Raw genomic sequence first — 12,751 nt, 5'->3', positions numbered from 1 at the left:
GTCCCCAACTTTCCTTTTTTAACTTATATGTAAATGTAATTTTTTAGTTTTGTTATTATAACAAGTATACCTTTTTTTCTGGCGAATTAAAAACACTTCAACAAAATTTCATATTACTGTAACTAGATTGTAAAGAAGTAATGTTTTTTAACACGGATTTACTCTCTTGTTACCACTCGGAAAAAACTGCGACTTTAGTTGTAGACGCTTCTTTACCTTAGTCTGATTTTTTTAATTCCTCTTGTTATTCGCTCAAAAAGAAATTATAGTTTAAGATGAGAAATGAATCGTGTAGAAAGAGGGAGCGGAATGAATAAAGAACATTTTATTATTGAGCTGAAAATTTATTTAAAAGCATTAAATCCAAAAGATCAAGCTATTATTCTTGCGAAATACAAGGCGTTATTTGATGCTCGTGTTGCGGAAGGCGAAACAGAAGAACAAGTGGCAAAATCATTGGGGAAACCACGGGTTATCGCAGAAGAAATTTTAAAAGAACAAGGCATTGAATTGACGGAACGAAAAATTGAAAATAATGGCTGGCAAGAAATTCCAGCGGCTACACCTGCTTATGATCATCCCTATGAAGAAGAATCTGAATTTTACTATGATAATGATTCTCCATACTATCAACGACCACAGCATCGGCCACTAACCCGATTTTTCCAAGTGCTTGGTATTTTCTGTTTAAATTTTTTCTTCATGTTTTGGGTTATTTTAGGGATTGCCTTAATGTACGTCGGTTGTGGCATTGCCGGAGCTGCAACTTTATTTTCACCAATTTATGGTATTTATAGTGTTATTACCCAGGCAAATGCCGCTTCCTTTTTCCAATTATCTATGAGTCTCTTTTTATTTGGTGCATCAATCATTGGTTGGTTACTGTTTCTACCAATTTTAAAATTTTCAGCACATGTCTTTAAGCGTTATTTCCAATGGAACATTGCTGTTTTACGAGGTGATATCTAATGAAAAAAACAACAGGGATTCTCTTATCCATTGCTGTCTTAGCGATGCTAATTGGTGGATCTGGCGCCGTCTATTATTACAAGCAAGCGGAAAAATCAGTCACGCCGCTAAAAGAAAGTTATACACTAAAAAATAAACAAGCAGGCGAAGAACTTCACTTATCCTTAAAAGGCAAAGGCCCTTATACCATTTATAAAACTGATAGTAACAAAATGGGGTTACGATCACCGAATAATGCCTTTTATTCAAAAGCTGAAGGCACCTTAGATGTCAAAGAAGAAAAAAATAAAATAACAGCAACCATCAATACCACTCGTACACAAAACCAACCCGAATTGTCATTCTTTAATATTGGTATTTTTAGTGACTTCACACCGAACGTGAGCGTCCAGATTCCTAATAATGTGAAAAAGTTAGTAATTGATGGCTCAACCCATTCACCAGTTTCATTGAATGCTTTTAACGTAGACGAATTAACAACTAATCTACCAAATTCTTATGTTAGTCTATCGGGTGTTAAAGCCAAAAAAATGACGCTTAACTCTTCAGATGGTATCTACCTTTCAGCGGATACTTCCGCTAAAAAAGCAACAGTTGAAACCACTGACGGCGATATAACGTTGGATTCAGCCTATTTCGATGAAATCAAAAATACTACTATTTCTGGTGATATTCGAGTGCAAAATGCTCGCGGAAACATCCAAGCAACAACGACAGATGGCGATATTAGCGTCTATGATTTCAAAGGAGAAGCTAACTTTTCAAGTGAAAATGGTGATTTTTCTTTAGACATGCCTGCTGTGCCTAAAAAATTAACTGTCGCTCTTGTCCATGGAGATATTTATGTAAATTCTGGAGAAATTTTGCGTAACATTTCAATCAAAGGTGAATCAAAATTAGGTGATGTTCAACTTTTAAACAAAGAGCGAACATCTTATAAGAATGGTCGTGCGGATACAGAGTTTAACCTTTCTAGCGAATTCGGCGATATTACCGTTGATACTCCTGATGATGATAATCAATAAACATGTGCCAGTTAAAACATCTGTTCTGGTACCACAATGAGAGATTGTGGTGCCAGAACTTTTTTAATATCTGTATCCCCTCCAAATCAGGCAATGAAATTATCTTTTAATTTTTTACCCTTTTGATGGTATAATACGGATTGTTGCGATTAATTTTTGAAAGGATTTTTTATGAAAAACAAACTTTATTATCAATTTGCAGGTAGTTGTTTTCTTTTAGTATTTATGTTTTTAGGCTATGTTGTTCGTTTTTATCCAACCTGGCTCAAAGGCTTTGATCAAACGATTACTTCCTTTGTTCGTCGTCCTTTTCCACAGCTAAATAACTTTTTTATTTGGTACACCAAATTTGCCAATTCATTGACGATTATCATCTTAGCGATCGTTGTCATTGCTCTATTTATTGTTTGGAAATATTATGCTGAAGCATTATGGCTCTTTATTAATACTGCCTTAATTGCTGGCGTAGGTAATTCTTTATTAAAATTATTCTTTATGCGCCAACGTCCTACTTTGGAGCATTTAGTAACTGAACATACGTATAGTTTTCCTAGCGGACATGCTGTAGGAAGTACCTTGTTCTACGGCACTATTTTATTGATTCTGCCAATTTTCATTAAAAATAAAACGGTCCGTCTTTGTGTGCAAATTTTACTAGGTATTGGGATTTTCATGATTGGGGTTAGTCGAATCTATTTAGGTGTCCATTTCCCTAGCGATATCTTAGGTGGTTTTTGTCTCGGTTTAGCTTGGTTGTTATTAAGTTACCCTATTTATTTAGAAAAACGCTTTGTTTGGCGATTTCAAAGCAAACAACGCTAGAAAGAAGTCTTGATTATGCAAATTTTTCCTTATTCAGATGATCCAAATAAACGCTATCACACTTGGAACTATGCACTTCGTCAACAGTTTGGTGAAAAGATTTTTAAAGTGCCAATTGATGGTGGCTTTGATTGCCCCAATCGTGATGGGACGGTTGCCAAAGGTGGTTGTACGTTCTGTAGTGTTTCTGGCTCAGGCGACATGATTGTTGCACCTAGCGATCCCCTGCCGCTTCAATTTCAAAAAGAAATCCAATTGATGCATCAAAAATGGCCAACTGTCGATCAATACATTGTTTACTTCCAAAATTTCACCAATACACATGCGCCCGTTGACGTTATTCGTCATCGGTTTGAACAAGTAGTCAATGAAAAAGGCGTCGTTGGTTTATCCATTGGTACCCGTCCTGATTGTTTGCCTGATGAGGTAGTGAACTATTTAGCTGAATTAAATGAACGCTTTTATTTATGGGTAGAGTTGGGTTTGCAAACCACGTTTGAGGAAACTAGCGCTGCCATTAATCGCGCCCATGATTATCAAACATATCTAGATGGTGTGGCTAAATTACGGAAACACGGGATTCGGGTCTGTACACATTTAATTAACGGGCTACCTGGGGAAACACCTGCCATGATGCGCGAAAATGTGCGGCGAACTATTCAGGATTCAGATATCCAAGGGATTAAACTGCACTTACTTCATTTAATGACAAATACCAAAATGATGCGGGATTATAATGAAGGACGCTTACAATTGATGAGCAAAGAAGCCTATGTTTCAGTGATTTGTGATCAGTTAGAAATGATTCCACCCGAAATTGTTATTCATCGCTTGACAGGCGATGCTCCCTTTGAAACAATTATCGGACCGATGTGGAGCTTGAAAAAATGGGAAGTTCTCAATGCGATTGATGCGGAAATGAAACGCCGCAACAGTTATCAAGGAAAATATACTGTCATTTCAGGAAAGGAAGTTTTCAATTAATGCTACAAACAGCCCTACATTTTAGTCACCAACTTTTAAAAGAAGTAGTGGAACCTGGCGACTTCGTCATTGATGCAACAATGGGAAATGGTCATGATACAGCATTCTTAGCAGAGCTGGTTGGCCCTTCTGGTGAAGTTTTCGCCTTTGATATCCAAAAAGAAGCGTTGATCAATACAGAACAAAAGTTAACAGAACTTAATTTACTCCCACAAACTACGTTATTTCCATTAGGACATGAACATCTTCATGCTGTCCTAGATGAAGAAACAGAAATCACTGCCGCTATTTTTAACTTAGGCTATTTACCTAAAAGTAATAAGGAAATTATTACAAAACCCGCTACGACTAAACAGGCGTTAGATGGGTTACTGCCTCATTTGGTAAAAGGAAGTCGCATTATTTTAGTCGTTTATTATGGCCACGAAGGTGGTTCAGAGGAACTTGATTTGGTCACGAATTACACGCAAGCCTTACCGCAAGATGTTTACAGTGTCTTACGTTATGAGTTTATCAATCAAAAAAATCAGCCACCTGTTCTTTTCTGTATTGAAAAGAAATAAGAGAACATGGTCGGATTATCTCCAGCAATCCGATCATGTTCTCTTTTATTTGTTTTGTTACTCCGTCAATTCACCATCACGAATACGAACCACTCGATCACAGTATTTCAACAAACGCTCATCATGTGTCACCATGATAATCCCTTTATCTTTCTCTTTGGCCTCTTTCGCTAGTAATTGGACAACATCAAATGCCTTTTCTGTATCTAAACTAGCCGTTGGTTCATCTGCCAAAATTACGTCTGGCTCATGATACAATGCACACGCGATGGCTACCCGTTGTCTTTCCCCACCAGAGAGATCACGAGGATAACTATTTCGTAATTCTTTTAAACCCAACGTCTCTAACAATTGCTCTTTTAATTCACTATTTTTACGTGATTTATCAACTTTTTCAATTAAGTGAAATTGATCTTCCACTGTTAAAAATGGCACCAAATTAGAGCTTTGTAAAATAAAGCCGATTTTTTGAAAACGTTGCGCCAAACGTTGCTTCTTCGTTAACTTATTTAGTGATTGCCCGCCAACAATGACTTCACCACTTGTCGGTGCCTGTAAACCAGCTGCAATCGTTAAAAAGGTACTTTTACCAGAACCAGAAGGACCAATTACTGCGACAAATTCACCTGGCTGAACCGCAAAAGATAATTCTTTTAACGCGATCACTTCTGTATGTTTTTCACCATATTTTTTATAAATATTTTTCATTTCTAAAACATTTGCCATGTCTTTAACCTCCAATCGCGATTAACGGATCAATTTTAGCAATCGTTCGAATTGAAAATGCCCCGCCAATTAATGCAGATAAAATCAATAGTACACTAAACAAAATCATGCGTGGTCCATTAGTTGCATAAGGCATCGCTTCTGGTAAAAAGAGCACGGTAATTCCCGTTAAAGCAAGACCAATCGCCACTCCTAGAACAGCCAATAAAGCGGTTTGTAGCATGACTGCCTTTGCTAAGAAACTAGTCGGCACCCCTTGAACTTTTAAGACACCGAACATTGCTGTTTTCTGTAAAGTCATCACAAAGATAAAAATACCGATAATGAACGCTGCAATCACAATCAAGAAATAAATCATGCCATCCAAGGTCAAGTTTTGAGCGCTGTATCCTGGTAGTTTTTCAATAAAATCTGAAATTGAAAGAACTTGGCTGTCTTTATTAGTCGTTTTAACTTCCGCGTTGTCCTTGCTGCGAACAATGAAACCATTAACCATTTTGGCCATTGCTGGATTGTCACCATATTTAATTGACCGCCAAGTATCCAGAGAAGTGTAAATAACTGGCACAATGTTATAGCTACTTTTAGAAATAAAGCCGACAATTTCTAATTGCTCATCATATTTCCCTGCAGTTAATTTGTCGCCAATTTTAAATCCTTGATTTTTCAATGTTTCTGAAGCAATCACTTGATTTTTATCAGTAAATGCGTTTCCTTCAATCACTTTTGGCATTAAAAAACTTTCTTTTTCAATCCCAAATAAGCTAACATTCGTTAATTCAGCCTTTTTATCATCTGCTGGGCGGATGGCTAAAGATTGTTGACCAATCGGTGCAATTTTGCCTCCTGAAATCGTTTCTTTCACGTTTTCATCTAACACTGATACATTTAAATTACTATTGGCCTCTTTTGATAAAACCACTTGATTCGCTTGCCATTGATCTACGGCTAAACGATTTCCTTGAGCTAAACCGTTCGCTAAACCTGACAAAATAAAAATTAACCAAGCAATCAAGACCATTACTAAGACTACAAGGACGTACCGTCCTTTTGAATACTTCATTTCATTAAATCCTAAAAACATGAATGGTTCACCTCTTTCTTCTTTTCGAAATAAACTATATCACTTATCGATCGATAAATCAATAATTATTTATCGATTGATAAGTGAATTTTACAAAAAAATAGAGAAGTCTGTTTTTCAACAGGGCTTCTCTATTTTTTATTTGTGACTTTTCAAAACGCCATGTAGCATAAATTGAATAAATTTTTTGACATCGTCATCCACTGTTTTTCGCTGGTACGTTTTTTCAATACTTAATAATGCACTAACGTTATATAAAATAAACCGAGTTGCATCATCTACACTGATGCCCTCTTGTAAGCAATTGGTTTCAGGTTCACTTTCAAAAATAGCCGCAATATTATTGATATAGGTTTTTTTGAAAATTTGATACAGCGTACGATTGTAATCAGGGCCCATTTCTTGAAACATATCGTTCAACATTAAGAAAAGATTGGTCGGATGTTCATCTAACAAAACTTTGATTAATTGATAAAGTTTTTCTTCTACTGATGCATTTCCAGAAACAATTGGGACTAATTCTTCCTGAACACGGGACGTTAATTCTTCAATCACAGCTAAATACAGTTCTTTTTTATTTTTAAAATGATGATAGAGATTCGGTTGGGTAATGTTCGCTTTTAAAGCAATTTCACGAGTGGAGGTATTTTTGAACCCCTTTGTCATGAATAATTCAGAAGCGACAGACAAAATAATTTGCCGTGTACGTTCTAAATCAGCTTTGCGTTTATTTGGCTTTTCCATGGTTTTCTCGCCCCCTGCTGCTTTTTATTTTAGCATATTCTCCGGCAAGAAACGAGAGACCTTTATACAAAAAACGAAAAATATACAATCAATGTGCCTACTATTTGGAGAAGAATCGCGCAATAATACCACCGCTGCAGATGTATCAGCCAGCCTTTTTCGCCCCCAAAATAAATCAACCACTGCAGTCCATATAAAAAACTATTAGCCAACAACCAAAAAAGTAGTGCCGATTTTGTCCATCGATTCTCTCTGAATACACTCAGTACAAACAAAGGATTTAGCACCAAAAACGTGCGCCGTAATTGCCGTACATTCCTCATTTTTCCATTGATATTTCTCCTTTTTCTATTTAGCATAGCAAAAAGAGCCTGGGACAAAAATCACTTTGAATTTTTGTTCCAGGCTTAAAAATTGATAAACGGCGGGAACAGAAGCAACTCCTTCGGAAATAAGTCAAAATTCTCCAAAAATTATAGAACAATTTTCGGAAATTCCTTCTTATTTCTCGGAGTTAAACACTTCTGTCCCGACCTCTTTCAACTTATTCAAAAACAAATTGATTTTTATAAAGTTCCGCATAGAATCCATCTTGTTCAACTAGTTCATGGTGGTTGCCTTCTTCAATGACTTCACCGTCTCGTAAAACAATAATCCGATCCGCATTTAGAATCGTTTTCAAACGATGGGCAATCACAAAACTGGTGCGCCCTTTAATTGCTTCGTCCATCGCTTTTTGGATTTTAGCTTCTGTTACTGTATCAACATTACTTGTTGCTTCATCCAAAATTAATAATTCTGGATTGGTAATAATCGTTCGTGCAATACTTACTAATTGCTTTTGTCCCGTACTGAAAAGATTATTCTCTTCCGTAATCTCAGTATCGTAGCCTTGCTCAAGATTTACAATAAATTCATGGATATTCGCTTGTTTCGCTGCTTGAACAATTTCTTCATCCGTGGCCTCTGGCTTACCAAAAGCAATATTCTCACGAATTGTTCCTGAAAATAGAACGGACTCTTGCAAAACAATGCCTACATGTGAACGCAAGCTATCTAAATCCATTTCACGAATGTCCACACCATCAAACGTCACGGCGCCTTCATTCACATCATAAAAGCGATTCATTAAATTCATAATCGTTGTTTTTCCTGAGCCTGTCGGTCCGACTAAAGCGACCATTTCACCTTTATCCACATGAATAGAAACATCTTTCAACACAGGCGTTTCTGGATTATAGCCAAAAACAACATGATTTAAAGCCACAGCTTTGTTAATCTCTTCTAATTTTCCGCCATTTTCGGGACGAATTTCATCTGGTTCATCAAACATCTCATTTAAACGACGAGCGCCTGTAACAGCTAATTGAATCATGCTATAACCTGAAGAAATTTGCATTAATGGTTGATAATATTGTTGAGAATATTGGACAAACATAACGACTAAACCTAACGCAGCGGCACGATCAACAGAACCATTGATTGCTAACCAACCACCAAAGAAAATAACAATTGCCGTATTGACTAATGACATTCCTTGCATCATTGGGAAAAGTAATCCTGAATACACTTGACCTTTATACGTAGCTGCACGAACTTTTTCGTTTTGCTCTAAAAAACCGTCAATGGTTTCTTCTTGTAAGCCATTAGTGATAATCACACGTTGCCCACTAATTTTTTCATCCATATAGCCATTTAATTTACCCACTTCATCTTGCTGTAAATCGACATATTTGCGCGCCTTGCTAATCACAAAGACCGCAATTAAAATCGCAATCGGCGTAGAAGCAATTGTAGCCCATGCCAGTTCCACATTTTGACGGAACATCATGATTAAGACACCAACCAATAAGGCAATATTGGTTAATACTTGTAGCAACGCTTGGTTTAAACTGTTTTGGATGTTGTCTAAATCACTAGTAAAACGACTTAAAATTTCACCATCTTGATGAGAATCAAAGAAACGAATCGTCAATTTTTCTAATTTGTTAAACAAACCAATCCGCATGCGGTTCGTCGATTTTCCCACGACTTGTGTAAAGAGAATACTATAAATGAAACTAGCGGCACTAGTTAAGACATAAAAAATGAGTAGTTTCCAAATGACAGAAACGAACGCACTTTTATCGTCTTTTCCTTGCATCACATTAACCGCATATTTCGCTAATTCCTGAATAGCTTCCCCAACGAATTGCGGCGCTTTGACTTGTAAATAAGTCGCTGCGAAAATTGCTAAGAAAATAAAGAGGAAAGAAACTTTGTAACGTTTTAAATAATGATAGAAAAATTTACTAGCTTTTATTAAATCAGTCATTAAGCTTCCTCCTTTCCTTTTTGAGTTTCGTAAATTTCTTGATACACGGGGTTCGTAGCTGCTAATTCTTCATGCGTGCCTTCCCCGACTAAACGTCCATTATCCAATACTAAAATACGATCTGCATGGACAACAGAAGAAATTTTTTGGGCAATAACGATCGTGGTAGTCTCTTTTAACTCTTTATCCAACGCTTCTCGGACTAACCGCTCCGAACGAGCATCCAACGCGCTGGTGCTATCATCTAAAATCAAAATTTTAGGCTCACCAATCACACCTCTAGTAATTGATAACCGTTGTTTTTGTCCACCAGAAAAGTTATTACTTCGTTCTTCGACGGGTGCATCATAACCTTCTGCTAATTTTTCAATAAATTCCTTGGCTTGGGCGATGCCTGAAGCCCGTTCCATGTCCGCTTCAGAAGCGTCACGTTTACCATGGCGTAGATTTTGCGCAATCGTTCCAGAGAACAGGATTGCTTTTTGCAATACAAAGGAAACTGTTTTTCGTAAACTGTGTTCGTTCACTTCTCGTAAATCGACACCACCAACTTCAATCTTTCCTTCTGTCGGATCAAACAAACGTGGAATTAATTGTGCCAATGTAGATTTACCAGCCCCAGTTGCGCCCACAATCCCAATCATTTCACCTGGCTGAATAGAGAAAGAGATGTCTTTCAAGGTATCTTCTTCATCCCCAGGATAACGGAAAGATACGTGATCAAACTCAACACTACCAATTAACTCTTGTTCTGGGACTTTTTTGTAGGTAACATCTGGTTCTGTTTCCATCACTTCTTTAATCCGCTTAATGGAAACAGCGGCACGAGAAGTCATCATCATCATCATTCCGCCGATAATAATCGCCATCATGATTTGCATTAAATAGTTCATAAAGGAAGCGACACCACCGATTAAAGTTGGATCATCCTTGACTAAGTTACTCACAAAGAAAATCGAGCCTACAACGGCTAAGTTCGCCACCAACATAAACGCTGGAATCATCACAGCAAATAAGCTACCTACGATTAAGTTATGGGTAGTTAATTCTTCACTCACTTTTGTAAAACGTGACAATTGATTTTTTTCTTGAACAAATGATTTGACGACACGAATGCCTAACAAATTTTCTTTTGCGATACCATTAATCTTATCAATCAAGTTTTGAATAATCATGAAATGCTTGCCCATTTGCGAAAAGGACAGCATAGAAATCAAAATAACTGCGATGACAAGTGCAACAATCACCCACCATAGTTGTGGCAAGGTTAGCATCGCTAAAATAAAACTCCCGATAAATAAAAAAGGAATTCTAAAAAGTGTCTGCAACGCAATCATAATGACATTTTGAATTTGAGTAACGTCATTTGTTAAACGAACAACTAAGTTACCTGCTGAAAATTTTTCGATATTGCCAAATGAAAAGGTTTGGATTTTGCGGAAAGTTGCTTCACGAATGTCAGCACTGACACCTTGGGCAACTTTGGCAGAAAAAATTGTATTAATAACCCCTGCAACGAGTCCTAATCCTGCAATGGCAATTAATTGAATCCCTAAGTTTTTCATTTTGTCGCTATCGTCATTCATAATTGCTTCCAACACTTGTTGTAACAATTTTGGTTGCCAAAGTGCTGAGACAACCATTACGATCACCGCCAACAAGGCAATAACTACCGAGCCTTTGTATTTTTTGGCGTGTTGAATAATAAGGTCCATCTTATCCCTACTTTCTTAAAATAGTTCCCTGCTTCTTCAGTGTTGGTCTGCGAATTCTTCCCCATTACAAAAAAATCAATTTGCTCATTGACTTCACCAATTTAACACTGTAAAATAAGGCCGATTCATAATTTACCATTTTTAGTGGTAAAATACAAGCGAACAAGTTAATTTTTCACAAGTTTTTCCTATCATAAAGTGTACCTTCTTTTTGATAAACTTACGAAGATAACGTTTAATAGGAGCTAAAATCATGGAACCGAAATTATCAAAAGACACGATTATTGCAGCCGCATTTTCTTTGTTAGAAAAAAGTCCCACTTTAGAACAACTTTCTATGCGTAAAGTCGCCAAACAGCTTGGTGTACAGGCGCCCGCAATTTATTGGTATTTTAAAAATAAGCAAGCCTTACTTCAAAGTATGGCTGAAGCGATTGAAGAGCACTTTCAAGAACCTGCATTATGTGGTGAATGGTATTCTGACTTACTAGCCTTCATGGAAAACTATTATGATCTCTATCAACAATTTCCCTGTGCCGTAGCTATCGAAATCCAAACCGTCCCTGCCTATCCCCAACGATTACGCCATTTAAATCAAATGATGGGCATTTTAAGAGAAGCAGGTTTTTCACCAGAAATGACTCATTTAGCAGTAACGTCTTTACAACATCTTTTATTTGGGATGATTATGGACGCAACGGAGGAAAAACAGCTCGTTTTGCAAGTGTTGAACGGAGATGACTATTTAAAAGAACAAGTGCTGCACATGAAACAATATGTCTCCGACAATGGGTTAACATACATGGAGGAAAGCATTCAATTTCGGCGCTCCATTCACCAAAAATCCGCCTTTATTCAAGCTGTTAAAACCTACTTAGATGGGTTGCAAGCAGATAACACCTCTTCATCTAAATAAAAAAAGCCCTTGGTCCGTCAGTCGAAATGACTGACGGACCAAGGGTTAACTTTTAAAATAAATAGCGAAAACTACTTTCTCTATTTTGGTATTGGTAGCCAAGCCAAGGCTTTTTGAATCCATTCATCCCAGAACACCCAGTCATGTTCTCCTGGTCCAGTTTCAAAAGTGTAACTTGCCTGTGCCTGTTCCAACGCTTGAGCCATCTGTTGATTAGCAGAAAGTAACATATCTTGCTCCCCACAACAAAGGTAAAATTGGGGCATTTCTGTTTGGCTTTCTACTAATTGTTGTAATAAATACAGCGGATCGTGAATGGAACCTTCAATTTGATCTAACGGGCCAAAAATACCTTCCCAATAGCTTCGCTTACGGACTTTTAATAATTCCCCAAAACTAGTGGATGATAAACTAACTGCCCCAGACAAAGAAGCAACGGCTGCAAAAGATTCTGGTTTCGCTAATCCTAATTTCAAGGCGCCATAACCACCCATTGACAAACCAGCGGCAAAGGTTTTTTCTCGCTTTGTACTTAACTGTGGAAAGAGTTGATGACAAATTCTCGGTAATTCTTCTGAGATAAACGTCCAATAGTTCATATCATATTGCGTGTCCGTATACCAAGCTAAATCCGTGGACGGCATAATGACAGCAATCCCCAAATCAGCGACATACCGCTCAATAGAGGTTCTGCGAGCCCAGACACTGTGATTCCCTCCCATCCCATGTAATAAATACAATACGGGAATATCTGTTAATGCTGCTTGGGTACTTGTGCCCACTTTTTTTACCGTTTCTTGTGGTAAAATTACGTTCACATTCACTTCCATTTCCAATACATTTGAATAAATATTTGCTTGTAAAAAGGCCATCTACTTTTCCCTCCAAT

At 37.3% G+C, this 12,751-nt stretch carries 12 protein-coding genes; 6 read left to right on the top strand and 6 right to left on the bottom strand.

What is annotated here, in order from left to right:
* The first annotated feature begins 309 nt into the window (after positions 1-309).
* From IGM04_RS02665 to IGM04_RS02645, 5 genes are all read left to right on the top strand, one after another.
* Positions 310-969, top strand: a complete 660-nt coding sequence (locus IGM04_RS02665; protein WP_002381265.1) for a DUF1700 domain-containing protein — start codon at positions 310-312, stop codon at positions 967-969.
* Positions 969-1,994, top strand: coding sequence for a DUF4097 family beta strand repeat-containing protein (locus IGM04_RS02660; RefSeq protein WP_010710779.1), 1,026 nt, complete (start codon positions 969-971; stop codon positions 1,992-1,994). The genes IGM04_RS02665 and IGM04_RS02660 overlap by 1 nt, the downstream gene beginning before the upstream one ends.
* Positions 1,995-2,165: 171 nt before the next feature.
* Complete coding sequence (locus IGM04_RS02655; RefSeq protein WP_002355669.1) at positions 2,166-2,816, top strand: phosphatase PAP2 family protein; 651 nt, start codon at positions 2,166-2,168, stop codon at positions 2,814-2,816.
* Positions 2,817-2,831: 15 nt separating this feature from the next.
* Positions 2,832-3,800, top strand: a complete 969-nt coding sequence (locus IGM04_RS02650) for a TIGR01212 family radical SAM protein (protein ID WP_002355668.1) — start codon at positions 2,832-2,834, stop codon at positions 3,798-3,800.
* Positions 3,800-4,363, top strand: a complete 564-nt coding sequence (locus IGM04_RS02645) for a class I SAM-dependent methyltransferase (protein WP_002355667.1) — start codon at positions 3,800-3,802, stop codon at positions 4,361-4,363. The genes IGM04_RS02650 and IGM04_RS02645 overlap by 1 nt, the downstream gene beginning before the upstream one ends.
* A gap of 57 nt (positions 4,364-4,420) precedes the next feature.
* Here the strand turns inward: IGM04_RS02645 and IGM04_RS02640 are convergent, their stop codons facing one another.
* The 5 genes from IGM04_RS02640 to erfC form a co-directional block, all read right to left on the bottom strand.
* Positions 4,421-5,089 carry an ABC transporter ATP-binding protein gene (locus tag IGM04_RS02640; RefSeq protein WP_002363221.1) on the bottom strand — a complete coding sequence of 223 codons (669 nt, stop codon included), beginning with the start codon at positions 5,087-5,089 and terminating at the stop codon, positions 4,421-4,423.
* A 4-nt stretch (positions 5,090-5,093) separates the two neighbouring features.
* Positions 5,094-6,173 carry an ABC transporter permease gene (locus IGM04_RS02635; RefSeq protein ID WP_002355665.1) on the bottom strand — a complete coding sequence of 360 codons (1,080 nt, stop codon included), beginning with the start codon at positions 6,171-6,173 and terminating at the stop codon, positions 5,094-5,096.
* 138 nt (positions 6,174-6,311) lie between these two features.
* Entirely contained in the window at positions 6,312-6,917 is a 606-nt protein-coding gene (locus IGM04_RS02630) for a TetR/AcrR family transcriptional regulator (protein ID WP_002355664.1), read from the bottom strand.
* A 544-nt stretch (positions 6,918-7,461) separates the two neighbouring features.
* Entirely contained in the window at positions 7,462-9,231 is a 1,770-nt protein-coding gene (erfD, locus tag IGM04_RS02625; RefSeq protein WP_002355663.1) for a multidrug ABC transporter ATP-binding protein/permease ErfD, read from the bottom strand.
* Positions 9,231-10,946: a multidrug ABC transporter ATP-binding protein/permease ErfC gene (gene erfC, locus IGM04_RS02620; protein WP_002355662.1), complete on the bottom strand. Its 1,716-nt coding sequence runs from the start codon at positions 10,944-10,946 to the stop codon at positions 9,231-9,233. Before erfC ends, erfD begins: the two co-directional genes overlap by 1 nt.
* Positions 10,947-11,199: 253 nt before the next feature.
* Here erfC and IGM04_RS02615 point away from each other — a divergent pair, with 253 nt between their 5' ends.
* On the top strand, positions 11,200-11,862 hold the full coding sequence (locus tag IGM04_RS02615) for a TetR/AcrR family transcriptional regulator (RefSeq protein ID WP_016626815.1): 663 nt from the start codon (positions 11,200-11,202) through the stop codon (positions 11,860-11,862).
* 80 nt (positions 11,863-11,942) lie between these two features.
* Here the strand turns inward: IGM04_RS02615 and IGM04_RS02610 are convergent, their stop codons facing one another.
* Positions 11,943-12,734, bottom strand: a complete 792-nt coding sequence (locus IGM04_RS02610) for an alpha/beta hydrolase (protein ID WP_002366213.1) — start codon at positions 12,732-12,734, stop codon at positions 11,943-11,945.
* Positions 12,735-12,751: the final 17 nt, after the last annotated feature.

Source organism: Enterococcus sp. DIV2385 (assembly GCF_051711925.1).
Taxonomy (GTDB): Bacteria; Bacillota; Bacilli; order Lactobacillales; family Enterococcaceae; genus Enterococcus; species Enterococcus faecalis.
Note: the sequence above shows the minus strand (reverse complement) of the source record. Positions and strands in the feature narration are given on the sequence as shown.

Bases quoted from the DNA above. Each gene is read 5' to 3' on its own strand.
- erfD (WP_002355663.1), bottom strand. From the start codon at position 9,231: ATGACTGATTTAATAAAAGCTAGTAAATTTTTCTATCATTATTTAAAA.
- IGM04_RS02645 (WP_002355667.1), top strand. From the start codon at position 3,800: ATGCTACAAACAGCCCTACATTTTAGTCACCAACTTTTAAAAGAAGTA.
- erfC (WP_002355662.1), bottom strand. From the start codon at position 10,946: ATGGACCTTATTATTCAACACGCCAAAAAATACAAAGGCTCGGTAGTT.
- IGM04_RS02630 (WP_002355664.1), bottom strand. From the start codon at position 6,917: ATGGAAAAGCCAAATAAACGCAAAGCTGATTTAGAACGTACACGGCAA.
- IGM04_RS02610 (WP_002366213.1), bottom strand. From the start codon at position 12,734: ATGGCCTTTTTACAAGCAAATATTTATTCAAATGTATTGGAAATGGAA.
- IGM04_RS02640 (WP_002363221.1), bottom strand. From the start codon at position 5,089: ATGGCAAATGTTTTAGAAATGAAAAATATTTATAAAAAATATGGTGAA.
- IGM04_RS02635 (WP_002355665.1), bottom strand. From the start codon at position 6,173: ATGTTTTTAGGATTTAATGAAATGAAGTATTCAAAAGGACGGTACGTC.
- IGM04_RS02655 (WP_002355669.1), top strand. From the start codon at position 2,166: ATGAAAAACAAACTTTATTATCAATTTGCAGGTAGTTGTTTTCTTTTA.
- IGM04_RS02665 (WP_002381265.1), top strand. From the start codon at position 310: ATGAATAAAGAACATTTTATTATTGAGCTGAAAATTTATTTAAAAGCA.
- IGM04_RS02615 (WP_016626815.1), top strand. From the start codon at position 11,200: ATGGAACCGAAATTATCAAAAGACACGATTATTGCAGCCGCATTTTCT.
- IGM04_RS02660 (WP_010710779.1), top strand. From the start codon at position 969: ATGAAAAAAACAACAGGGATTCTCTTATCCATTGCTGTCTTAGCGATG.
- IGM04_RS02650 (WP_002355668.1), top strand. From the start codon at position 2,832: ATGCAAATTTTTCCTTATTCAGATGATCCAAATAAACGCTATCACACT.